The sequence below is a fragment of the Sphingomonas sp. CCH15-F11 genome, assembly GCF_001557005.1.
GTDB lineage: Bacteria > Pseudomonadota > Alphaproteobacteria > Sphingomonadales > Sphingomonadaceae > Sphingomonas.
Window position 1 is genome coordinate 70,523 of record NZ_LSKG01000143.1, and the last position, 21,943, is coordinate 92,465.

Here is a 21,943-nt window from a genome sequence, read left to right on the forward strand (position 1 = left end):
GTAATGAGGGGCGGCTGGGCACCGCGCAGAGCCGCGCTGCGGCTGCTGCCCGGCGCGCTGATGCTGGTCGCGGTTCGCAACGCGCTGACCGGCGAAGCTTGGCCATTGATCGCGCTGCCGCTCTTGCTGTCATTCCCCGCCCACCTCGCGGATCTCAGGCAGCGTTGACACCCGCGTCGTCCCGTCGAAGGCCGGGACCGCTGGCAAAGGGTGTGCACGGGTGGCCAGCGCCCCGGCCTCCGCCGGGGCGACGATCGTTTTGATTACAGTGTGTCGAGATAGGCGATCAGATCGGCGCGCTTCTGCGCATCGGTCAGGCCGGCATAGGCCATCTTCGTGCCAGGCACCACGCGCTGCGGCTTTTCGAGATACTGGAACAGCTTTTCCTTGCTCCAGGTGATGCCGCTGTTCTTGTTGGCGGTCGAGTAGCTGTAACCCTCGACCGTGCCGGCGGCGCGGCCGACGATCCCGGCCAGCGAGGGCCCGATCTTGTTTACGCCCGCCTGTACCGCGTGACAGGTGCTGCAAACGGCAAAGACCTTCTGACCCGCCGCCGCGTCGCCCGTCAGGCTCGCGAGCGTGGTGCCGTCGAGCGTATCGGTGCTGTCGACGGTCGGCGCGGCAGCAGCCGTCGGTGTTGCGGCCGGCGTGGGGGTCGCGACGGTCGCGGTCGCGGTCGGCGCCGGGGTGGGTTCGGAAGTCTGCGATCCCCCACCGCATGCCGCGAGGGTCAGCGCGGTGGCTGCGACGCCCATCGACATCAGGCTGGTCCGCTTCAACTGCTGTGCGTTCATCCGCTCACTCCTTGTTTCAGCTGCCGTCCCCGGCACGTGTGATCATTCCGCCGACGAGACAACGCGACATCGCCGATAAAGTGCCATTGCACGAGCTATCGGCGCGCACCGCCGCCGCCCGGCCCCTTGCGATGCAGCGTCGGGCGTGCCGGTTTGGCGGCATGACGCGCGGGGGGCAGGCCAGCGCGACGCTGGGGCGGTCGTGCGCCCGGCGGTCCCTGCATCGGTTCGATGCGGACGTGATCCTCCGGACTCTCAGTCGCGGCGGTGCGGCGAAGGGCCTCCGCAAACTTGTTGGCGGCGGCACGCCGGACCTCGAACGCGGTCTCATTCGGCCCGATGCGAATCGCGCCGATCTCGTTCTTGGTGATGTGCCCGCGCCGGCACAGCAGCGGCAGGATCCAGCGTGGATCGGCATTCTGCCGCCGCCCGATGTCCATGTGGAACCAGACCGTATCCTCGAATCCCGGGCGGTGGCCCTCGCCACGCTCCGGCCGCTCGCCGCTCGAACCCGCACCGTCGATCAGCTCCTCCGGATCGGGCAGGCGCGCGCGGTGGACGCGGACCAGCGCGGCCGCGACGTCCTCGGCGCTCATCTTTTCCAGCAGTTGCGCGCCCAGCGCCCGATCCTCGTCATCAACCTCGACCGGCTGCAGCAATGTTTCGATCAGGCGGGCGCGGTCCTGTGCGCGGATTTCCTCGATCGTCGGCGGCTTGATCCATTCGGCGGCGATCCGCGCGCCCTTCAGCATCGCGTCGACGCGGCGGCGGCGGGGATAGGGGACGATCAGCACCGCTGTTCCCTTCTTGCCGGCGCGCCCGGTGCGGCCGGAGCGATGCTGAAGGGTTTCGGCATCGCGGGGCAGCTCGACATGGATGACCAGGCTGAGTGTCGGCAGGTCGATGCCGCGCGCGGCGACATCGGTCGCGACGCAAACGCGCGCGCGACGATCGCGCAGCGCCTGCAAAGCCTGGTTGCGTTCATTCTGGCTGTGCTCGCCCGACAAGGCGACCGCGCCGAAGCCGCGTTCGTTCAGGCTGGCGTGCAGGCGGCGGACATTGTCGCGAGTCGCGCAGAACAGCATCGCCGTCTCCGCATCGTGAAAGCGCAGCAGGTTCACGACCGCATTCTCGATGTCCGCCGGCGCGACGGTCACCGCCTGATAGGCGATGTCGCCATGGCCGCGTTCCTCGGTCACGGTCGAGATGCGTAGCGCGTCGCGCTGATACCGCTTGGCCAGCGCCACGATCGGCTTTGGCATGGTGGCGGAGAAGAGCAGCGTCCGGCGCTCGCCCGGCGTCGCGTCGAGAATTTCCTCCAGGTCGTCGCGAAAGCCCATGTCGAGCATCTCGTCGGCCTCGTCGAGCACCGCGACGCGCAGGCTGCCAAGCTCGAGCACGCCGCGTTCGAGATGGTCGCGCAACCGTCCCGGCGTGCCGACGACGATATGCGCGCCTTGCGAGAGCGCGCGGCGCTCCTTCGACGCGTCCATGCCGCCGACACAGGTGGCGATGCGCGCGCCGGCCGGGCCATAAAGCCACATCAGCTCGCGGCTGACCTGTAACGCCAGTTCGCGCGTCGGCGCGATCACCAAGGCCAGAGGCTCGCGCGCCTGACCCATCCGCTCGCCCTCGGCCAGCAATTGTTCGGCAAAGGCGAGGCCGAAGGCGACGGTCTTGCCGGAACCCGTCTGGGCAGAGACGATCAGGTCGCGGCCGCGCGCCTCGGGCTCCAGCACGGCGGCCTGAACGGGGGTGGGGGCGGCATAGCCGCGCGCGGACAATGCGTCGCCGAGCAACGGGGGAAGTGCGGAAAAGGGCATGAACTCTCTTGAATTAGTGGCGGGGCCGCCGGGGCGGTCAGCGCGGGAAACGGGATCGGGCGAAACCTACAGGGACTGGCCTGCGGCCCAGCCGCTCGCCCACGCCCATTGGAAATTATAGCCGCCGAGCCACCCGGTGACGTCGACCGCTTCGCCGACCACATACAGATTTGGAACGCGTTTGGCTTGCATTGTTTGCGATGACAGTTCGGCGGTCGAAATGCCGCCCGCCGTGACCTCCGCCTTGGCATAGCCTTCGGTGCCGTTGGGGGTGAAGCGCCAGGCGGCAAGGCGGCGCTCGGCCTCCTCCAGCCGCCTGTCGGCGAGGGTGGAGAGCTCACCCGCCAAGGCCAGTCGCTCCGCCAGGGTGGTCGCCAGTCGGTCGGGCAGCTGGATTGACAGCGCGCGGGCCAGCGTCGTGCGGGGTTGCGCGTGCTTGGCGGCGCGCAGCCAGCCGCTTGGCTGGTCGGGAAGGAAATTCACGTCGATCGCCTCGCCATGGCGCCAATAGCTCGACACCTGAAGGATTGCGGGGCCGGACAGGCCGCGATGCGTGAACAAAGCGGCTTCGCGGAAGGCGACCTTGCCGTGACGCGCCACGACCGGCGCGGCGACGCCCGACAATTCGCGAAACAGCGCATCGTCGCCTGCCAGCGTCAGCGGCACCAGTGCCGGGCGCGGCTCGATGAGCTTGAGGCCAAACTGCTTGGCGAGTTGATAGGCGAAGCCCGTCGCGCCCATCTTGGGGATCGACGGCCCGCCGGTGGCGACGACCAGCGCGGCTGCAGTGACGATGCGTCCGTCGATCCCGACGCGGAACGCCATGCCGTCATGCTCGACCGCGGTGACCGGCCTGCCGAGCGCGAATTCCACCGCGCCCTTATCGCACTCGCCGACCAGCATTTCGACGATCTGGCGCGCGGAGCCGTCGCAGAACAATTGGCCCAGCGTCTTTTCGTGCCACGCGATGCGATAGGAATCGACCAGCGCGATGAAGTCGGCGGCGGTATAGCGCCCCAGCGCAGACTTGGCGAAATGCGGGTTGGCGGACAGGAAGCGGTCGGGCGCGGTGCCGAGATTGGTGAAGTTGCACCGCCCGCCGCCGGAGATCAGGATCTTCTTCCCCGGCCGGTCGGCATGATCGATCAGCAGCACGCGCCGCCCCCGCTGCCCGGCCACCGCCGCGCACATCATTCCTGCCGCGCCCGCGCCGAGGATGATCGCGTCATAGGATGGGGAGGCGGGCAAGATGTGTCCTGTGGGTCGGCAAAGTGGATGACACGCCTTACCCGTTCGTTTCGAGCGAAGTCGAGAAACGTCGCGCCCGCATCACGTTTCTCGACTTCGCTCGAAACGAACGGGACGTGAAGAGACAAGCGTTCTAGGCTGGCATCTGATACCGCGAAGGGCGCAGCACCAGCATGAGGCCCCAGCCTTCGCTGCGGCGCCGTGGCGGAAGCGTTCACCGCAACTTGGCGATCGACAGGCCGTCTTCCTTGGCGCGATCCTTCACCGATTCCTCGCTGCGGGTCAGCGCCTTCGCAATCGCCTTCAGCGCCATGCCTTTCTTGGCCAGCGTATGCAGCTTCTGGATTTCATCCTGTCGCCACGGCTGGCGGTGCCGCTCGAAACGGTCGCCGCTCATGCGGGCGTCTCGACCGAGTCGATGCGGATCGGCTGGCCGTTGAACGCGACGGTCTCGCCCGCCATCGCACCCATCAGCGCACGGGCGAGCGGGGCGGCGAAGGACAAGCGGTCCGCGCCCGGCTCGGCCTCGTCATGGCCGACGATCTCGATCGTCCGCGACCGCGCGCCTTGACGGATGTGCACCCGGCTGCCGATGCCGACTTCGCCCGCATCGGGCGCCGGCGCATCCTCGGCGGTGGCGCGGCGGGTGTGCCAGTAGCGCAGGTCGCGGCGCAGCACCTCGCGTGCGGCATCGTCGGGCGCGCCGGCGATCTCGGCTTCAAGCGCATCGACCCTCGCCGCGATCAGCGCACGGCCGCGCGGCGTCACCCAGTTGGGGCCGGGCGGGATCGGCAGCTCGAAACGGGGTTCCTTATGTTCCTCGTCGCTTTCGCGGCGAAATGCGACGCTCACGGTCATGCTCCTGGCAAAACGGGATTCAACGCCAGAACGCGCTGAGAGGCAAGCGCGATCCGCTCAGGATGGCGGGAGCCAGCTTTTCTCGCGCAGCGCCAGATGGGTCGCCCGCCGGGCGGCGAACCGGGGGGCAAGGAAGCGGTGGAAGTACCAGCCCTGCCACGCATAGGGCGTCGCGTGGTAGATCAGCCGCTCGGCCAGCGTCCAGCGCACCCGCCGACGATCGGCGCGGCGCGGGGAGGGGATGCACCACAGATCGGGTGGATAGACCGCGCGGCCCTGAGCCAGCACGCGGTGCATGATTTCGTGGTCCATCAGGACATAGGGCCAGTGGGCATGGGCATAGCCGCCCGCCGCCACCAGCGCCGTGGTGCGGAACGTCTGGCCGAACCCGCCGGTGTGCGTCTGGCGCGGCCACAGCCGCGCCGCGACCTGTGCGCGCCAGAAGCGCCTGCGCCGCGCTGCCAGGCCATCGGGCGGGGCGGGCACATCGACCGCCATCACCGCCGCGACGCGCGGGTCGGCAAAGTGCCGCGCGGCGATCGCCAGATAGTCGGGGGGATAGAAGGTGTCGGCGTCGCCGAACGCGACCAGCGGGGTCGCGATGTGCGGCATCGCGGCCTCCAGCGCATGGATCTTGCCCGGCTTGGCCTCGTGCAGGTGTAGCGTCTGCACCCCCGCCATCGCCGCCGTTTCGGCGCGCGCAATCTCCGCCGATCCGTCGGTCGAGCCGTTGTCGACCAGGATCAGGCGCAGCGGCCGCACCCGCTGGGCCGCGATCGAGCGCAGCGTCGCCGAGAGATAATCGGCTTCGTTGAAATAGGCGATGACGAAGGTCCATGACATCACGCGACGCGCTGGCCGCGAACCGGCTCGCGGGTCAAGGACTTGATGCGATGGTTGACAAGTCGCGGCCCGGCCCGCAGCGCCGGACGGGTGCTGGCGCGAGGGTAAGACAGGCGTGATCGAGCGGTTCCGGGCTCTGGCGGCAGACTGGCAGCCGCATCTCGCCCGGGCGCGACCGTGGCTTCGCGGCGCATGGATCGTCGCGATCCTCGCCTATGTCGCCTTCAGCCTTCGGGAGATCGGGATCGCGCGCGTCTGGAGCGAGCTACCGCGCGCACCGGCCTTTTACCTCGTCTACTGGGCGGGGTTCATGATCCTGCCGATTTCCGAACGGCTGATCTTCGCGCGCATCTGGTCGGACACGCCCCCCGTTCCAATACCCGTCCTGCTACGCAAGCGCGTGCTCAATCAGGTTGTGTTCGGCTATTCGGGCGATATCTGGTTTTTCTGGTGGGCGAGCCGTCATCTGGGGGTGCCCGAGCGCCAGGTGCTCGCCGGGGTGAAGGACAGCACCCTGCTCTCCGGCGTCGCCGCAGCGGCGGTGACGCTGATCCTGGTCGGCTGGTTCAGCCTGGTCGGCAGCGGATGGATATTGGTGCGCGCGATGGGCGACTATCGCGCCTTCTTCATCGCGCTAGGGCTGGTGATCCTGTTCGTCGCGCCGGTTGCCCTGCGCTTTCGCAGACAGATTTTCTGGGTCGGCGGCGGTACCGCGCTGTTCGTGCTCGCGGTCCATTTCCTCCGCATCGCCATGGTGCAGGGGGTCGAGGTCGCGATCTGGTCGATCGTTCTGCCGCAGGTTCCGTTTGCGACGTGGCTGCTGTTCCTGACGGTTCAGATGCTGATCAATCAGCTGCCGATCGTGCCCAACCGCGACCTGCTGTTTCTTGCGGTCGGCATTGAGCTGACCGCGCGTGTCGGCGTCGACCAGGCCGCGCTCGCCGCGCTGTTCGTGGCGGTCACCCTGCTCAAGCAAATCACCAATCTGACGGTCTTCGTCTTGACGAGCTTCCTGCGAAATGATCACCTGTCGACTAAGGCGGAGCCGGCCGGCTCCAGTGCCAATCCATAGGACAGGATGACCCGCATGCGTTTTCTGACGCCCAGCCTGATTGCGATTGCGACTGCAACCGTTGCCCAGATCGCCGCGCCTGCGGCAGCCCAGACTGCGGCCGCGCCGAAGCCCGCGCCGGTCGCGCAAATCGCGCGTGCGATCGACATCCCCTATCAGGAATTCACGCTCAGGAACGGGCTGCGCGTCATCGTGCACACCGACCGCAAGGCGCCGATCGTCGCGGTCTCGGTATGGTACGATGTCGGGTCGAAGCATGAGCCCGAAGGGCGCACCGGCTTTGCCCACCTGTTCGAGCACCTGATGTTCAACGGCACCGAAAATGTCCCCGGCGACTTTTTCGACCCGCTGCGCGAGATCGGTGCGACCGACGTAAACGGCACGACGTCGTTCGACCGCACCAATTATTTCGAAACCGTGCCGCGTCCGGCGCTGGAGCGCGCGCTGTTCCTGGAAAGCGACCGCATGGGCTATCTGCTCGGCGCGGTGACGCAGGAGCTGCTCGACGAGCAGCGCGGCGTCGTCCAGAACGAAAAGCGCCAGGGCGACAACCAGCCCTATGGCCTGGTCCGCTACAAGCTGAGCGAAGGCATCTATCCGCCGGGGCATCCCTATCACCATTCGGTGATCGGATCGATGGCCGACCTGTCTGCGGCGCGGCTCGATGACGTGAAGAACTGGTTCCGCAGCTATTACGGGCCGAACAACGCGATCCTGGTGCTCGCCGGCGATATCGACGCAGCGGAGGCACGGCCGCTGGTCGAGAAGTATTTCGGCGCGATCCCGTCGGGGCCCGAAACGGTGACGCCCAAGATCACGATCCCGACGCTGGCCGAGGCGAAGTCCGAAGTGATCAAGGATCGGGTGGCAACCACGCGTATCTATCGCCTGTGGCCGGTCCCGGGCTACAAGAACGCCGACGCGGTGCATCTCGACATCGCCGCCAGCGTGCTCGGCGGCCTTGCGTCCTCCCGCCTCGAAACCGCGCTGGTGCGTGAGGACAAGCTGGCGGTGAGCGCGTTCGCCTTCAACCAATCGCTCACCGACGCGGGCAGTTTCGGGGTCGGGATCGACGTCCGTCCGGGCGTCGACAAGGCGGCGGCGATTGCGCGGATGGACGCGGTGATTGCCGATCTGGTCGCCAACGGCCCGACCGCCGACGAAGTCCAGCGGGTGGCCACCAACACGCTCTCAGGACGCCTGGCGGGCCTGGAGGCGGTGGGCGGCTTTGGCGGCAAGGCGGTCACGCTGGCGCAGGGCGCATTGTTCGCAGGCGACCCGGCATTCTACAAGAAACAGCTGGCGGCCCTGGCGGCGGCGACCCCGGCGGACGTGCGCGCGGTCATGCAGAAATGGCTGACGCGCCCTGCCTACACCCTGACCGTCGAGCCGGGCGAGCGCGAGAATTACGTCGAGGCAACCCCCGTTGCCAAGGCGGCGCCCGCCCCGGCGGCTGCGGCAGCCCCGGTGGCGAAGGTCGATCGTGGCACCCGGCCCGAAGTCGGCTCGATCGCCGATCTGAGCTTTCCCAAGGTCGAGCGGACCAAGCTGTCGAACGGTATCGAGCTGGTCTATGCCCAGCGCACCGCGGTGCCGGTCACGCAGATCGCGATGAGCTTCGATGCCGGCGTCGCCGCCGACCCGGACGGCAAGCTCGGCACGCAATCGCTGACGCTGGGGGTGATGGACGAGGGCACGACGACGCTCAATTCGCTCCAACTCGCCGAAGCGCGCGAGCGGCTGGGTGCGCGGATCACCAGCGACAGCTCGGCCGATCGTACCACGCTCCAGCTCTACACCCCCAGTGCCAACCTTGCGGGCTCGGTCGCGCTGGCGGCGGACATCGTCAAGAACCCGGCCTTCGCCCCCGCCGAAGTCGATCGGGTGCGTAACCAGCTGCTCGCCGGGATCCAGGCGGAGTTGAACAATCCGCAGGGCGTGGCACAGCGCGTGACCCCGCGGCTGCTGTTCGGCGACGCGCATCCCTATGCCAAGCTGGCCGCGGGTTCCGGCGACCCGGCGGCGGTCGCGAAGCTGACCCGCGACGACCTGGTCGCGTTTCACCGCAGCTGGATCCGGCCGGACAAGGCCAAGTTCTTCATCGTGTCGGATCAGCCGCTGAGCGCAGTCAAGGCGGCGCTCGAGGCACAGTTCGGCGGGTGGAGCGCGCCCGGTGCGCCCGGCGTCAAGGCGTTCGGCGTCCAGCCGGTTCAAACCAAGCCGAAGATCGTCTTGATCGACCGACCCAATTCGCCGCAATCGCTGATCGTCGCGGCGCAGCTGACCTCGCTCGATCCGAAATCCGATCTGCTTCCGACGCTGACGTCGAACGAGATCCTGGGCTCCGGGTTCCTGTCGCGCATCAACCTGGACCTGCGCGAGGCGAAGGGCTGGTCCTATGGGTCGCGCGGCGGCTTCGGGCTGAACGAGCGCGCGGTCAGCTATGTGGTCAACGCGCCCGTTCAGGCCGACAAGACCGGCCCCGCGATCGAATCGCTGCAACAGGTGATCGGCGGCTTCCTCAACGACAAGGGCACGACGAAGGTCGAGTTCGACCGCACGATCAACGGTGAGATCCGCGAACTGGCCGGCCTGTACGAAACCGGCGGCGCGGTGCTGACCGCGATGCAGTCCAACGACCGGTTCGGGCGGCCCGACGATTATTACAGCACCGTCGCGGCCGAATATCGCACGCTCCAGCCGACCCAGCTTGACGCTGCGGCACGCGCCGCGATCGACCCGAAGAACTTCGTCTGGGTCGTCGTCGGCGATGCAAGCAAGGTCCGCAGCCAGCTTGACTCGATCGGCCTTCCGGTCGAGGTCATGCCCGCCGCCGCGGCGGCGATGCCCGCAACCGCCGGCCGCCCCGCCAAGTAAACGACCGCGATAGGAGCAACGAACATGGCCAATGTGGATGGAAACTGGGATACCGTCGCCAAGACCCCGATGGGGGATCAGAAGGCGACGCTGTCGGTCGCATCGTCGGGCGATACCTTCACCGGCACCTATTCGGGTGCGATGGGCACGACCGAGATCAAGGACGGCAAGGTCGACGGCAACAACCTGACCTGGAAAGTCGACATCGTCGTGCCGATGCCGATGACGCTCGATTGCTCCGCGACGGTCGACGGCGACACGATCACCGGATCGGTCGGCGCCGGCGCGTTCGGCAGCTTCCCGCTTTCGGGAACCCGCGCCGCCTGATCGGGCGAAACCGCCGACACCATGCGGCCCGCGCTCCCCGGTGGAGCGCGGGCCGTTTTGCTGCGGAGGTATGGGGCCGTCGCCTATTCGGCGGGGAGCGGTGCAATCGGTGTCCGCGATGCCGTTCGCTTCGCGCGGCGGCCGCCACGCGCCCAGAAGCTCCACACCGCCAGCGTGCCGAGCAGGGTGAGCGCAACGCCGGCCAACGTCAGCGCCAGCCGGTAGGCGATGCCGCCGACCATCGCCGCATGCAGCGGGAACAGGGCGTTGAACGCCCGCAAACCGGGTGACAGCGTCATGGCGTCGCGTGCCTCGACCAACCGCGCATCGGCGGGGTCGAACCACAGCATCGTCCGGCCGTTGGGGAGCCATTCGGCGGGCTGGCGCATGCGGAGCTGCACCAGGTCGCCGGCCTCCCTTGGCATGCGGACCAGCCGGACCTCGGCATCGGGAAAACGCTGGCGCGCGCGCGCGAGCACACGTTGCCAGTCGATGCGGGCGGGAAGCGCGCTGCCCCTGATCGCCGGCGGCTTGGTCATGCCGTCGAGCTCGCCCGCCGTCGAAAACGGCGCGAGCATGACCGACGCGACCGGGCGTAGCGTCAGCATCATTCCCGTCGTCATACTGATCGCCAGCAACGGCGCGACCAGGATGCCCAGGTCGCGGTGATGCGTCAGGATTGCTGACCGGGTCAGCCGGCGGGGCAGCAGGCGCAGGCGGAAGGTCCGCCGGGTCCGCCACCACAGGATCGCCCCGGTGACAATGAAGCCAAGCCCGACGAGCCCGGCGATCCCACTGATCGTCTCGCCAGCTTCACCGATCAGCAGATGATGGTGCAGGTCGAACAACCACAATTCCGGCCGCGCCCACACGCTGTCCCACCGCGCGACGATCTCGCCGCCCTGGTTCGCATAGGCCCCATGGCCGCGCCCATAGCCAAGCTGGCTGAGGCCGAACCCGTCGCTGGCGAACAGGATCGATGCGGGGCGATCGGCCGGCGCGACATTCGCCAGGCGATCCAGCTGCGCGGCCAGCGATGCCACGTCCTGGCGCGCGGGATCGTCGCTGCCGGGCGCGGAGATCCATTGCTGCTTCCACAACAGGATCGTCCCGCTCAGCCCGAGCAGCGCGAGCAGCAGGCCGATCAGCCCGCCGGTCCAGCGGTGAATCAGGTCGAGCCAGCGCATCAGAAGCGCCAGTCCCAGCCGAGCGTGAAGTTGCGCCCGCGCCCGGCGAAGAAACGGGTGCGATCCGTCTGGAACAGCGTGTCGCTGTAATAGCTGACATATTGTTCGTCGGTCAGGTTCTGGACCGCCAGGCTGATTCCGCCCAGTCCGGTGTCGTAGCGGATATAGGCGTCCGTGACCGTATAGCCCTCGAACCGGGTGTTCGCCGCGCGACCCGCAAAGTCGCGCGAGAGATAGACGTTCGCCTGCACCCGTGCGGTCAGTGGCCCGCTGACATAATCGGCGGCGAACAGCGCGCGGTCGGGAGAAATGTTGGCGCCGTCGAGATCGAGGTCGACGCGCCCGTCATTGTCGCTGTCCGATTTGCCGAGCAGGTGCGAATAGCCCACTTGGAGCTTCAACTCGTCGATCGGCGTCCTGACGCCCAGGTTGATTTCCAGCCCCTCGATTTCGATCCGCTGGCGCTGGACCTCGAAAATGTCGCCGGCGTTGCGCACCAACAGGCTGCCGAGGTCGCTCGACGACCAGAAATAGGTCGCCGACAGATCGAGCGGCCCGCGTTTCACCTCAACCCCGATCTCGCGATTGTTCGACACCACCGGGCTGACATTCAGGAAATTGTCGACGTCGACACCCGCGGTGTTCACCGCGCGCAGGATGCGGCCGATGTCGGCGATCGTATAGCCCTCGGCATAGCTGCCATAGACGCGAATGCCCTTTACCGGCTCGACGATCACGCCGCCGTTGAGCAGGACGTCGTCGAAGCTCGGGCTGCCGCCCGCCACCTGCTGCGGGCCATAGAAGAACAGGGTTTCGTAATCGGGGATGTCGAGCCGCACATTCTCCCACCGCGCGCCGCCGGCCAGCCGCAATTTTCCGTCGAACAGGCCCAGGTTGAGCTGGCCGAACGGGGCCAGGCTGCGAAATTCGGTGAAGGGCACCCAGGCGCGGCCGGTCTGGAGCAGCTCCTGGCCGGTGCGGTCCCACAGGCTGTCGAAGCCGACCGTGGCGGAAAGCGCGTCGATCACTTCGCGTTCGTAACTGAACCGCCCGCCGATCTTGCGCGACCGGTTGACCGACTGTTCGAACAGCGTGCGGGTGGGGTCGATGCGCGGATCCTGGAAATCGGCGAAAACGCCGCCGCCGAAAATGTCGCGCGACCGGTTCCAATAGCCCTGCAGGATCAGGTTGCCGCCGGCCAGGTCGGTGTCGGTCAGCGTGAGCGAGATCGTCTCGACCCGATTGGACGCGGGTTCGCCCGGTGTCGCGCCACGCGCGCCGATCGTCGGCCGCCCGGCGGCGATGTCGGCGGGCGAACGCGGCACCACGACATAATTGGCGCGGCCCTCCAGCGCGAACCGGTTGGCGAACAACTCGATTCGCGCGGTGTCGCTCAATTGATAGCCGAGCCGCGCAAACACGGACCAGCTGTCGCTGTCCTGCACTTCGCCCTGGGTACCGTCAGGACCGATCACGTCGCCATTGCCGTCGAGGAAGACGCCGCGGCGCTCGAACGCCGCGCCGACGGTCGCGTCGAACGCGCCGCCACGCCACGCGACCAGTCCCGCCGCCTTGCCGCCAAAGCCCGCATCCTCGAACCCGTTGCTCGCATTGCCCTGAAGCAGCAAGCGGCCGGCGATCCCGTCCGACTTCGGCGCTTCGACCACGACCTGGTTGATCACCCCGCCGGTCGCGCCGATGCCCTGCAACGCGTTGGCGCCATAGATGAGCTCGACCCGGTCGAGGAAGAACGGGTCAATCGTATAGCCGTCGCGCGATCCGTCGCGGATCGGCGTCGTCTGCGGAATGCCGTTGATCGCGAACAGCGGCGCGCGGCCGCGCAGCGATTCGCCCGCGCCCGACAATTTCTGGCGGGTGGGGGAGAAGGACGGCGACAGGTTGGCGACGGCGTCGACGGTCGATCCGGCGATCGCGACCTGCTGGCGCAGTTGCTCGCGATCGATGACGTCGACGGTCAGCGGCAGCGCATTTGCGGGCAGCCGCGTGCGCGCGGCGCTGACGACGATTGCGTCGTCGGCGTCGTCGTCCGCCGGCAGGGTCGACTGTACCGCCGGGGCAGGGACGCGAGCCAAACCGGGCACATCGTCGCGATCAGCTGCATGTGCTGAAAACGGGCACAGGATCGTGCCGGCGGCGAGCAGGATGTTGAATTGGTAACGCATGGCCCTCCCTTTTCCGAGAGGCGTGGTAGCATCCGCTTTTGCAAATGCAAGCGGTTCGCAATAGCGATGTGCTCCAATCCGCCCGGCTGGCGCGCAGGGCGGCGGAGCTTGACGCCCTGATGGCGTATCTTGACGCGAAGATCGCCTGGGTCGAACGCGGGAGGCAAGGTGAGGCGCCCCGGTTGCTGCCGCCGCAGCAGCAGCGACCCTAAAGCCCGTCTCCGACATCAGGGTTTTCCCGTCACCCCGGGCTTCACCCGGGGTCCCGCTGTCGTTTGCGCCGGATCAAGCAGCGGGACCCCGGCGCAAGGCCGGGGTGACGGGGAGAAAGCTGCCGGACTTCAGGACCGTGTCCATTCCCGGTCGATCTCTTCGAAGCGGGCTCGGCCTTGTCGTCGGACCGCCGTCAAATATCGGCGCGAGCGATCAGGGGGTCGCGCGCGATTCGACGCGGTCGCGGACCTGGGCGAAGGCGGCGCGTAGATCGTCCGCCGATGCCCGGTCGAGCGCGCCCGCGGCAATCTCGTCGGGCGACCAGAACAGCGACGGGGCCTCGTCATCCAGCATTGCCCAGTTCGGAAACATCCGCGCATCGACTTCGGCACTGACCAGCAGTCGCACATCGCCGTGGCGATCATCAGCCACGATCCGCTCATATAGCGCATCGATGGCCGGCTCGGGGCCCTCGATCAGCTGCAGGTACAAGTCCTGACGACAGATCAGCGCACCGGTGATCTGGTCGCGGGGATTGTTCCGCCGCGCGCCGGACAGGATTCCGGCGAGCATCGCCCGGTCGAAGCCGAAGGGTTGCGACCGATAGATCAACTGCTTCACCATGGCCTGCTCCCGTCGAACCTCGACCGGGGTACGCGAAACGAGCGCTCGTGCAAGCGAGGACTTCGGGACCGGCTGCGATCGCGGACGCCGTCGCGCCAGAGCGAATATGAAAAGGGCCCGACGTCGCCGCCAGGCCCTTGTTAATTCGCGCGTCGAAGCGATCAGGCTGCGGCGATTTCCGCCACGTCGACCTTGATGCCCGGGCCCATCGACGAGCTGACCGCGATCTTGCGGACATATTTGCCCTTGGCACCCGACGGCTTGGCCTTGACCACGGCGTCGACCAGCGCGTCGAAATTGGCGCGCAGATCGGCCTCGGCGAAGCTCGCTTTGCCGATGCCGGAGTGGATGATGCCGGCCTTTTCGACGCGATATTCGACCTGGCCGCCCTTGGCCGCCTTGACCGCTTCGGCGACGTTCATCGTGACGGTGCCCAGCTTCGGGTTGGGCATCAGGCCCTTGGGGCCCAGCACCTTGCCCAGGCGACCGACCAGGCCCATCATGTCGGGCGTGGCGATGCAGCGGTCGAATTCGATCGTGCCGCCCTGGATGGTTTCCATTAGGTCCTCGGCACCGACCACATCGGCCCCGGCTTCGCGCGCTTCGTCTGCCTTGGCGCCCTTGGCGAACACGCCGACGCGCACCGTCTTGCCGGTGCCGGCGGGCAGCGTGACGACGCCGCGCACCATCTGGTCGGCGTGACGCGGGTCGACGCCCAGGTTGAGCGCGACTTCGATCGTCTCGTCGAACTTGGCGGTCGCATTCGCCTTGGCCAGCGCGATCGCCTCGTCAATGCCGTGCAGCTTTTCGGCGTCGATCGCCTGGGCCAGCGCCTTCTGCTTCTTGGTCAGTTTTGCCATGATCTCAGCCCTCCACCACTTCGAGGCCCATCGCGCGGGCGGAGCCTTCGATGATGCGGGTCGCCGCTTCGATGTCGTTGGCGTTCAGGTCCTTCATCTTCGCCTGGGCGATCTCGCTCAGCTTGGAGCGCGCGATCTTGCCTGCCGACACCTTGCCCGGCTCCTTCGAGCCCGACTTCAGGTTCGCCGCCTTCTTGATCAGGTAGGTCGCCGGCGGGGTCTTCGTCTCGAACGAGAAGGAGCGGTCGGCATAGACGGTGATGACCGTCGGCAGCGGCGTGCCCGCTTCCTGGTCGCCGGTCTGCGCGTTGAACGCCTTGCAGAATTCCATGATGTTGACGCCGCGCTGACCCAGGGCAGGGCCGATCGGCGGCGACGGGTTGGCCTTGCCTGCAGGAACCTGCAGCTTGATATAGCCGGTAATCTTCTTCGCCATTTACTTCACTCACTCTATCGGCCGGACGCGCGGGGCGTGCCGGCACCAAGTTTAGCGGTCCAAGCGACCGCTCTTTCGAACGGCCTCCCGCAACATTTCCATTCACGCGGAATAGGAAGGCGCGGCGCATAGCGTAAAGCCGTGCGCCGCGCAATCATTTGATACTTCCCTCCGGGCCGGTTGGTTCCGGCCCGCCGGGTCGACGGATCAGGCCGCCAGCAGTTCGGGCGGCGGCGTGAGCAGGCTGATCGTGCTGGCCGAGCCCGAGGTCGCGAAGATGAGCGCCGCTTCGGTCACGCGGTCGCCCCCGCTCAACAGGATGGTGACGTCGTTGTCGCCATTTTCGATGAAGATGCGGTCGGCAGAGATCGTCACGTTGCTCTTCCCGATGCCGGTGAAGGCGGTCAGGTCGATGCGGTCGCCGCGGTCGAAATTGACGATGGTGTCGGTGCCGCCGCCCGGCGCGAACAGGAAGGTGTCGGAACCGTTGCCGCCCTCCAGCCGGTCGTCGCCTTCGCCGCCCCACAGCGTGTCGTTTCCGTTCCCGCCATAGAGGCTGTCCGCGCCCGCGCCGCCGACCAGCGTGTCGTTGCCGTTGCCGGCTTCGATGCGGTCGTTGCCGCCCCCGCCCCACATGCTGTCATTGTCGTTGCCGCCGTCGATCGTGTCGTCGCCCTCGCCACCGTCGATGGTGTCGCGGCCATTTCCGCCGTCCAGCCGGTCATTGCCGCTGCCGCCGGCCAGCGCGTCATTGTCGTTCCCGCCGTCGAGCCGATCGTTGCCGGCATCGCCCGCCAGCCGGTCGGTCCCGTTGCCGCCGTCGATCGTGTCGTCGCCCGCGCCGCCGAACAGCCGGTCATTGGCGTTGCCGCCATCGACGCGGTCATTGCCGGCACCGCCCTCCAGCACATCGTCGCCGTTGCCGCCGCTCAACGTATCGGCGAACGCGCTGCCGATGACGCGCTCGATACCGGTGAAGCGATCGCCGTCGCTGCTGGAGCCCGCCCCGCTGTTGCCGACGGTGACGCGCACGCCGCTTTCCGCGTCGACATAGCTGATCGTGTCGAACCCGGCCCCGCCGTTCAGCACGTCCGCGCCGCCACGGCCGATCAACAGGTCGTCGCCGCCATTGCCGTTCAGCGTATTCGCGCTGGCGTTGCCGAGCAGGACGTCGTTGCCGCTGCCGCCGCTGGCGTTTTCGATGACGACGCCGTTGGCGATCGTATATCCGCCCCAGATGCCATCGACGAACGACACGACCCCGCCGCCCGTCGGCGAATAGTCCAGCGTCGCTGCGGTCAGATCGATCTGAGCGTCGAGCGCGCCCGAATAGCGGATTTCATCGACGCCGCTCGTGTCGATGATGGTGGTGTAGAAGGTGCCGAGTTCGTTGACGTCGCGCAGCTCGTAGACATTGTTCCCGGTGTTGTAGGGGTTCACGCCATAGCGCGCCTGCAGGACGGCGATGTCGAACGCCCCCAGCGTCCCCGACCAGCCATTGTCCAGCCCCGCCGCGGTGAACGGCGTCGGGCCGGCAGGATTGAGCTGCCACGCGTCGTTGTACGACATCGTGGAGTAGACGCCCTGGTTGAGGTCGTAGAGGCCGAGCGTGCCGGTCGCCGAGGTCACGCCCAGCAGGACTTCCGAGCCACCGCCATTGTCATGCGGGTGGGCGAGCCCGTGCGCATGGCCGAATTCGTGAAGGATGACGGCAAAGGAATAGCCGCCCTGCAACAGGCTCTGCTGCTGATCGAAGCTCCACCCCCCGCTCAGGACGTTGAAAACGCCGACGCCCTGGTCGTCGCCGAACGCGGGATCCTGGGGGAAGAAATACGCGCCATATTGTTCGGACTCGGTCTTGAGCAGGCGGAACGTCGCCTGGTTGACGTCCTCGGTGATCTCGTACTTCACGCCCAGGACACGCTCGAATTCCCGGAGCGCGAGCATCACCTGCTGCTTTTCGAAGTCGTTCCAGTCGATGGTCACCATCGGCCCGCCATCGTCACCGGTCTGGCCGAAATTTTCGTCGGAATCGCCGAAATAGACGTAAGCGGTCGGCACGCCGTTGACGTCGACGAACTCGACATTGTTGGCGTTCGCCCAGTTGATCGAATCGAGCGGATCGAACTGGCTGGGGTCGACCTCGCGCACGTCGAGCGTATAGCCGCCGGTCTGATTGGGGTAAGCGAGCGTATCGAGATAATAGTATCCGCTCTCTTCCGGCACGAAGATCAGCCCCGAGCTGAGATCGGTTGGGAAGCTGAGATCGTCGTTGAACGTGACGAGATTGCCGCCCGCGTCATAGAGCGCGAGGATCGTGTCGAGTTCACCGCTCGGAACGGCGTTGGGATTGGTCCGGTAATCGGTCCCCCCCGCCAGATCGAAAAGGTAGACTTTGCCGGCCTCGAGATAGATCTTGTAGGTGTCGGTATCCTGGCTGGTCTCGATGTGACCGAACGTCGTGCCGAGCTCGATTTCCACGGCACCGGCGAAGGTGTCGGGAACCTGGTCGGTCGGCCGCTGAACCCAGATGTCGAGGGTGTAGTCGCCGTCATCGGCGGGATCGAAGGATTGCGCGGTGACGAAATAGGTGCCGCTGGTCGTGGCGGTGAAGGTCAGGAGCGAGGTGATGCCGACGCCGCCATCGTCGTCGAAGCTGATCAACGAGCCGGTGCCGCTGAACAGCGCGAGCAGCGGGTCGGCGAGCGGGTCCTCGCCCGCACCGCGCAGTGCGAAGGAATAGGTCTGGCCGGCCACCAGGGTGAGCGAAAAGACGCCCTGACCATCGGCGGTCAGCGTTCCGCCCAGCGTCGCGTCCGAATCGACCTTGATCGTCGCCGGTACGGTTCCGGGGACGATTCCGGCGATCGTCGCGGGAATGTCGTAATTGCCGTCGCGATTGCCGAACGCCTTGCCCTGGCAGGCCATACAGCCGCAGTTCACCACCGACTGTTCAGCCTTCGCCGCACCCAGTGCTTCGATGTCGAGATACATGAACGACCCTTTCCTGCTAACGCCGGGGCATCGACATCGCCCCCGATGACGACAAAGGATCATGGATCGGCGATGACTTCAAACACTCTTTTGCAGAAGGATCGGGCATGGTTGTATTGACAGGTCTCGCCTGCCTAATGGCTCTGGGCAGCGTCAATATTTCCGATGATGCGATGGCGTCGCGCCGATCGGAGCACGCCGGTCATGTTTCTGAAAAGGACGCTTCATCTCCGCCGCGATCGGGCACACCCCCGAAACGACTGCCCGATTCCGGCGGCAGGACGTTCGAGACGCTGGATGCCTATCTGGAACACCTTCGCACGCATGCCGCACCGATCGACCGGCCGTGGTATCGCGAAGTGCGCCCGGGCGTGTATCAGCTCGAAACAGGAAACTTCAGGCCGCTTGCCGGCGGGGGCAAGCCGCGCCTCTTCACGCGCGCGGAATTGATGCGGCGTTTCGGGTTCACCCGCTGAAGTGCAGGCGCGGCGCGCGTCAGAAGACGGCGTGATCGCCCAGTGCCGCGTCGACCTTTGCCGCGATCAGCCGTGCGTAATGGTCGCGCAGCCGGTCATTGCCGAACGCGGGCGTGGCATCGGCGTCATAGGCGCCCGTTGCCTCGTCGCGCACCAGCATCGATTCGGTCGCGTAATAGCGCCCGATTCGCGCGAGCTCGGCCTTGGCTGCGAGGCGCGTGCTCACGCGCCCGCCCGCGTCGAGCGCGGCGATGACCGCGTCGAGCATCCTGACCGGGACGTGGGTGAAACGCGCAGGCCGTCCCGTCAGTTCGAACAGCATCTCGCCCTGGTCGCGCGGGGTGATCGCGGGACCCGGCCCGCCAATCGGCAGAACGCGATTGATCCGCGCCGGGGCGTCGATGCAATCGGCCAGAAATGTCGCGAGATCGCGGTCGCTGATCGGTTTGCACGCGGTCAGCCGGCCGTCGCCGAAGACCATGAAGGGCTTGCCCCGCCGGACGCGCTCGACCTGACCCGACAGCGATTTGAAGAAGGCGGTCGGGCGGACAATCGTCCAGTCGAGCCCGGACTGCATCAACGCGGCCTCGAAGGCCAGCTTGGCGTGCTGAAAGGCGAGGCGGGGGGTCTGTACGCAGATCGCCGACAGCTGGATCATGCGGCCGATCCCCTCGGCCTGTGCGGCCGCCAATGCCTCGACATGCGCGGCATGGTCGATCGCCCAAGCGTCCGCGGGGACGCCGGTGCGCGACGCAAGGCAGGAGATCAGGACATCGAAGCCGTCCGCGCGAATCGCGTCGCGGGCAAGCGCCCCCGCGCTGGCGGCTTCCGCGATGTGCAGTTGCGCACCGTCGAGCTCGGGGAGCGTCCGGGCGCTGCGCCGGACCGGGCAGACGACGTAATGCCCGCGCGTGACAAGCTCGCGCGCGGTCGCGCGACCGATCGTCCCCGTCGCGCCGAGCAGCAAGACGCGGCGCGCGGGCGGAGCGGGGGCGGGCGGCGTCATATGATCACCCGCGCGTCGCCGTCGGCATCTTGATTATTTGCTGCGCTCGACCTGTTCGAAATCGAGTTCGACCGGGGTGGCGCGACCGAAAATCGACACCGACACCTTGACCTTCGACTTGTCGAAATCGAGCTCTTCGACCAGCCCGTTGAAGCTGGCGAAGGGGCCGTCGAGCACCTTGACCTGATCACCGATCTCGAAATCGACCTTGACCTTCTGCTTCGGCGCGGCGGCGGTCTCTTCCTTCGAATTGAGCATCCGCGTCGCCTCGGCTTCGCTGATCGCCTGGGGCTTGCCCGACGAACCCAGGAAGCCGGTCACCTTCGGCGTGTTCTTGACCAGGTGATAGACGTCGTCGTTCAACTCGAGCTTGGCGAGCACATAGCCCGGCATGAACTTGCGCTCCGACTGGACCTTCTTGCCCCGGCGCACCTCGGTGACGTTCTCGGTCGGCACCTCGATCGCCTCGACGAGCTGGTCGAGCCCCATGCGGGTCGCCTCCGACATGATCGCGTCGCGAACCTTGTTCTCGAAGCCCGAATAAGCGTGGATGATGTACCAGCGTGCCATGTAAAGTTCCGTTGTTTGGGTCGCGATGGGCGCAGTCGGGCTCAGGCCAGCGCCAGCAGGCTCTTGACGATCATGTCGAACGCCGAATCGACCGCAAGGAAGAAGACGCCCAGGATCGTCGCCATGATGACGACCATGACGGCAGTCATGATCGTTTCGCGCCGCGACGGCCACGTGATCTTCGCGCGCTCGGCATTGACCTGGCGAAAAAACTCGGCGGGAGAAGTCTTGGCCACCTTGAAACATCCTGTTGTTGCATCGACCGCTTTTGGCAAAGGTCCGCCGCCCGGTCCTGCTTTCAGGAACCGGCGCCATCCCCCCAACGCTGTCGGATTGGGACCAGTATCTAGCGAAGGACGGCGGCTTTCGCAAGCATGCGCGACAGGTGGTCGGCGACCGGTGGTACGGACCTCGCCAATGGTGCCGCGCCGACCTATCCGTGCTGACACCGGGGCGTGGTCGCGGCGCTGCCGTGACGACATGCGCCCAAACGAGCCGATGGCGGGTCAGGCCGCATATGGCCCGCACCTCCGGCACACTATCAGACTGTATCGACGGCAAAATTGACGGACAGCCGTGACCGGAAAGGGCAATGCGTGGATTGCCCCGACGTTCGGGCTTGTCTATCCGCTTTGCCTCCGCTGGCTGAATACAGGATTGAACGATGACGCGCAGGAGTTTGGGTACGCGGCTCGTCAAGGCGGTGCAGAACCGGCGCGACACCTTTATGGCCCGTTCGGACGTTATCGCGCGCCTGCCGCTGTTTGCGCCCAATTCCGCGCCTGGATCATTACGCCAGCTGACCGACCTCACGCTGCAGGCGTGTGACCAGACCTTTCCCTTTCTGGTGGAGGTGGTGCGGGGTTGCGGCATTACGCCGATCGCGATCGAGGATGCCGAGGCGTTTTGTGCCGATCCGGCGCATCGGGCGATCGCCGACGCGATGAAACCGCTGTTTGACGGCCATGGCAGCGACAAGGCCAATGTCCACCAATATCACCTCGCTTACGGCCGCATCCTGGCCGAGATCGGTGCGGTGCAGGCGATGTTGGAGATCGGCATGGGTACGAACAATGTCGATGTCGCTTCCAACATGGGATCGGAAGGACGGCCGGGCGCGTCGCTCCGCGCGTTTCGCGACTATCTGAAGGACGCCCAGATCTTCGGTGCCGATATCGACCGCGATATTCTGTTCACGGAGGAGCGCATCCGATCGTTCTTCGTCGACCAGACCGATCTGTCGAGCTTCGAACGGCTGGACGCCAGCCTGCCCGACAGCCTTGACCTGATCATCGACGACGGTCTGCATTCGCCCAACGCGAACCTGGCGGTCCTTGGCTATGCGGTGCGCAAGCTTCGCCCCGGCCAGTGGTTCGTGATCGAGGACATTCCCGAGCGCGCGACCGCATTCTGGCAGGGCATCGACCCGATCCTGGCGCGCCTTTTCGAGACGCATCTGATCCGGGTGTCGTCGGGTCTGCTCTATGCCGGGAGGCGCCGACCGGCGGCGTGAGATGCGGCCCGGGTCGGCCTCATCGCCAGACCTTCACCA

At 66.7% G+C, this 21,943-nt stretch carries 21 protein-coding genes; 6 read left to right on the forward strand and 15 right to left on the reverse strand.

Features of this window, described 5'->3' with window-relative positions:
- Nucleotides 1–3: 3 nt before the first annotated feature.
- Nucleotides 4–168 carry a hypothetical protein gene (locus tag AX709_RS18975; protein WP_197417177.1) on the forward strand — a complete coding sequence of 55 codons (165 nt, stop codon included), beginning with the start codon at nt 4–6 and terminating at the stop codon, nt 166–168.
- A 95-nt stretch (nt 169–263) separates the two neighbouring features.
- Here the strand turns inward: AX709_RS18975 and AX709_RS14440 are convergent, their stop codons facing one another.
- From AX709_RS14440 to AX709_RS14465, 6 genes are all read right to left on the reverse strand, one after another.
- Entirely contained in the window at nt 264–794 is a 531-nt protein-coding gene (locus tag AX709_RS14440) for a c-type cytochrome (RefSeq protein ID WP_231726148.1), read from the reverse strand.
- Nucleotides 795–889: 95 nt separating this feature from the next.
- Nucleotides 890–2,617 (reverse strand): DEAD/DEAH box helicase, encoded by a 1,728-nt coding sequence (locus tag AX709_RS14445; protein WP_066550391.1) that lies wholly within the window; start codon nt 2,615–2,617, stop codon nt 890–892.
- Nucleotides 2,618–2,683: 66 nt separating this feature from the next.
- Complete coding sequence (locus AX709_RS14450; RefSeq protein ID WP_443026191.1) at nt 2,684–3,811, reverse strand: NAD(P)/FAD-dependent oxidoreductase; 1,128 nt, start codon at nt 3,809–3,811, stop codon at nt 2,684–2,686.
- 268 nt (nt 3,812–4,079) lie between these two features.
- A complete protein-coding gene (locus tag AX709_RS14455; protein ID WP_066550405.1) occupies nt 4,080–4,262 on the reverse strand; it encodes a hypothetical protein in 183 nt (60 codons plus the stop codon).
- Nucleotides 4,259–4,717 (reverse strand): GreA/GreB family elongation factor, encoded by a 459-nt coding sequence (locus tag AX709_RS14460; RefSeq protein WP_066550536.1) that lies wholly within the window; start codon nt 4,715–4,717, stop codon nt 4,259–4,261. Before AX709_RS14460 ends, AX709_RS14455 begins: the two co-directional genes overlap by 4 nt.
- A 63-nt stretch (nt 4,718–4,780) precedes the next feature.
- Nucleotides 4,781–5,566 carry a glycosyltransferase gene (locus AX709_RS14465; RefSeq protein ID WP_066550408.1) on the reverse strand — a complete coding sequence of 262 codons (786 nt, stop codon included), beginning with the start codon at nt 5,564–5,566 and terminating at the stop codon, nt 4,781–4,783.
- A gap of 115 nt (nt 5,567–5,681) precedes the next feature.
- Here AX709_RS14465 and AX709_RS14470 point away from each other — a divergent pair, with 115 nt between their 5' ends.
- Genes AX709_RS14470 through AX709_RS14480 form a run of 3 tightly spaced genes read left to right on the forward strand, consistent with a single transcriptional unit; the run spans nt 5,682 to nt 9,842 of the window.
- Nucleotides 5,682–6,638, forward strand: a complete 957-nt coding sequence (locus tag AX709_RS14470) for a hypothetical protein (protein ID WP_066550411.1) — start codon at nt 5,682–5,684, stop codon at nt 6,636–6,638.
- Between the two features lie 15 nt (nt 6,639–6,653).
- The gene (locus AX709_RS14475; RefSeq protein ID WP_443026182.1) at nt 6,654–9,515 is read left to right on the forward strand and encodes a M16 family metallopeptidase; all 2,862 of its coding nucleotides are present in this window, start codon (nt 6,654–6,656) and stop codon (nt 9,513–9,515) included.
- 24 nt (nt 9,516–9,539) lie between these two features.
- Entirely contained in the window at nt 9,540–9,842 is a 303-nt protein-coding gene (locus AX709_RS14480; protein WP_066482675.1) for a hypothetical protein, read from the forward strand.
- A gap of 83 nt (nt 9,843–9,925) precedes the next feature.
- On the opposite strand, the gene AX709_RS14485 is transcribed toward AX709_RS14480, so the two are convergent.
- The 6 genes from AX709_RS14485 to AX709_RS14510 all read right to left on the reverse strand — a co-directional run bounded on the left by AX709_RS14485 (nt 9,926) and on the right by AX709_RS14510 (nt 18,339).
- The gene (locus AX709_RS14485) at nt 9,926–11,029 is read right to left on the reverse strand and encodes a PepSY-associated TM helix domain-containing protein (RefSeq protein ID WP_066550420.1); all 1,104 of its coding nucleotides are present in this window, start codon (nt 11,027–11,029) and stop codon (nt 9,926–9,928) included.
- A complete protein-coding gene (locus AX709_RS14490; protein ID WP_082731801.1) occupies nt 11,029–13,212 on the reverse strand; it encodes a TonB-dependent receptor in 2,184 nt (727 codons plus the stop codon). Before AX709_RS14490 ends, AX709_RS14485 begins: the two co-directional genes overlap by 1 nt.
- A 426-nt stretch (nt 13,213–13,638) precedes the next feature.
- Nucleotides 13,639–14,049 (reverse strand): BLUF domain-containing protein, encoded by a 411-nt coding sequence (locus AX709_RS14495; RefSeq protein ID WP_066550422.1) that lies wholly within the window; start codon nt 14,047–14,049, stop codon nt 13,639–13,641.
- 161 nt (nt 14,050–14,210) lie between these two features.
- Nucleotides 14,211–14,909 carry a 50S ribosomal protein L1 gene (rplA, locus tag AX709_RS14500; RefSeq protein ID WP_066482672.1) on the reverse strand — a complete coding sequence of 233 codons (699 nt, stop codon included), beginning with the start codon at nt 14,907–14,909 and terminating at the stop codon, nt 14,211–14,213.
- A 4-nt stretch (nt 14,910–14,913) separates the two neighbouring features.
- Nucleotides 14,914–15,345, reverse strand: coding sequence for a 50S ribosomal protein L11 (rplK, locus tag AX709_RS14505; protein WP_066482671.1), 432 nt, complete (start codon nt 15,343–15,345; stop codon nt 14,914–14,916).
- A gap of 207 nt (nt 15,346–15,552) precedes the next feature.
- Entirely contained in the window at nt 15,553–18,339 is a 2,787-nt protein-coding gene (locus AX709_RS14510; protein ID WP_066550427.1) for a hypothetical protein, read from the reverse strand.
- 107 nt (nt 18,340–18,446) lie between these two features.
- Between AX709_RS14510 and AX709_RS14515 the strand changes: the two genes are divergently transcribed.
- Nucleotides 18,447–18,815, forward strand: coding sequence for a hypothetical protein (locus AX709_RS14515; RefSeq protein ID WP_156454286.1), 369 nt, complete (start codon nt 18,447–18,449; stop codon nt 18,813–18,815).
- Nucleotides 18,816–18,834: 19 nt separating this feature from the next.
- Here AX709_RS14515 and AX709_RS14520 read toward each other — a convergent pair whose 3' ends face one another.
- Genes AX709_RS14520 through secE form a run of 3 tightly spaced genes read right to left on the reverse strand, consistent with a single transcriptional unit; the run spans nt 18,835 to nt 20,627 of the window.
- Nucleotides 18,835–19,821 carry an NAD(P)H-binding protein gene (locus tag AX709_RS14520; RefSeq protein WP_066550431.1) on the reverse strand — a complete coding sequence of 329 codons (987 nt, stop codon included), beginning with the start codon at nt 19,819–19,821 and terminating at the stop codon, nt 18,835–18,837.
- Nucleotides 19,822–19,854: 33 nt separating this feature from the next.
- Nucleotides 19,855–20,391, reverse strand: a complete 537-nt coding sequence (gene nusG / locus AX709_RS14525) for a transcription termination/antitermination protein NusG (RefSeq protein ID WP_066482659.1) — start codon at nt 20,389–20,391, stop codon at nt 19,855–19,857.
- A gap of 41 nt (nt 20,392–20,432) precedes the next feature.
- A complete protein-coding gene (secE, locus tag AX709_RS14530; protein WP_066482657.1) occupies nt 20,433–20,627 on the reverse strand; it encodes a preprotein translocase subunit SecE in 195 nt (64 codons plus the stop codon).
- Between the two features lie 428 nt (nt 20,628–21,055).
- Between secE and AX709_RS14535 the strand changes: the two genes are divergently transcribed.
- Nucleotides 21,056–21,904 carry a hypothetical protein gene (locus AX709_RS14535; RefSeq protein WP_156454287.1) on the forward strand — a complete coding sequence of 283 codons (849 nt, stop codon included), beginning with the start codon at nt 21,056–21,058 and terminating at the stop codon, nt 21,902–21,904.
- Nucleotides 21,905–21,943 lie beyond the last annotated feature (39 nt).

Excerpts from the sequence above, each read along its gene's own strand:
- AX709_RS18975 (WP_197417177.1), top strand. The coding sequence starts at position 4 with ATGAGGGGCGGCTGGGCACCGCGCAGAGCCGCGCTGCGGCTGCTGCCC.
- AX709_RS14475 (WP_443026182.1), top strand. The coding sequence starts at position 6,654 with ATGCGTTTTCTGACGCCCAGCCTGATTGCGATTGCGACTGCAACCGTT.
- rplK (WP_066482671.1), bottom strand. The coding sequence starts at position 15,345 with ATGGCGAAGAAGATTACCGGCTATATCAAGCTGCAGGTTCCTGCAGGC.
- AX709_RS14510 (WP_066550427.1), bottom strand. The coding sequence starts at position 18,339 with ATGTATCTCGACATCGAAGCACTGGGTGCGGCGAAGGCTGAACAGTCG.
- AX709_RS14455 (WP_066550405.1), bottom strand. The coding sequence starts at position 4,262 with ATGAGCGGCGACCGTTTCGAGCGGCACCGCCAGCCGTGGCGACAGGAT.
- nusG (WP_066482659.1), bottom strand. The coding sequence starts at position 20,391 with ATGGCACGCTGGTACATCATCCACGCTTATTCGGGCTTCGAGAACAAG.
- AX709_RS14450 (WP_443026191.1), bottom strand. The coding sequence starts at position 3,811 with ATGATGTGCGCGGCGGTGGCCGGGCAGCGGGGGCGGCGCGTGCTGCTG.
- rplA (WP_066482672.1), bottom strand. The coding sequence starts at position 14,909 with ATGGCAAAACTGACCAAGAAGCAGAAGGCGCTGGCCCAGGCGATCGAC.
- AX709_RS14490 (WP_082731801.1), bottom strand. The coding sequence starts at position 13,212 with ATGCGTTACCAATTCAACATCCTGCTCGCCGCCGGCACGATCCTGTGC.
- AX709_RS14495 (WP_066550422.1), bottom strand. The coding sequence starts at position 14,049 with ATGGTGAAGCAGTTGATCTATCGGTCGCAACCCTTCGGCTTCGACCGG.
- AX709_RS14465 (WP_066550408.1), bottom strand. The coding sequence starts at position 5,566 with ATGTCATGGACCTTCGTCATCGCCTATTTCAACGAAGCCGATTATCTC.
- AX709_RS14445 (WP_066550391.1), bottom strand. The coding sequence starts at position 2,617 with ATGCCCTTTTCCGCACTTCCCCCGTTGCTCGGCGACGCATTGTCCGCG.
- AX709_RS14520 (WP_066550431.1), bottom strand. The coding sequence starts at position 19,821 with ATGACGCCGCCCGCCCCCGCTCCGCCCGCGCGCCGCGTCTTGCTGCTC.
- AX709_RS14440 (WP_231726148.1), bottom strand. The coding sequence starts at position 794 with ATGAACGCACAGCAGTTGAAGCGGACCAGCCTGATGTCGATGGGCGTC.
- AX709_RS14480 (WP_066482675.1), top strand. The coding sequence starts at position 9,540 with ATGGCCAATGTGGATGGAAACTGGGATACCGTCGCCAAGACCCCGATG.
- AX709_RS14535 (WP_156454287.1), top strand. The coding sequence starts at position 21,056 with ATGACGCGCAGGAGTTTGGGTACGCGGCTCGTCAAGGCGGTGCAGAAC.
- AX709_RS14485 (WP_066550420.1), bottom strand. The coding sequence starts at position 11,029 with ATGCGCTGGCTCGACCTGATTCACCGCTGGACCGGCGGGCTGATCGGC.
- AX709_RS14515 (WP_156454286.1), top strand. The coding sequence starts at position 18,447 with ATGGTTGTATTGACAGGTCTCGCCTGCCTAATGGCTCTGGGCAGCGTC.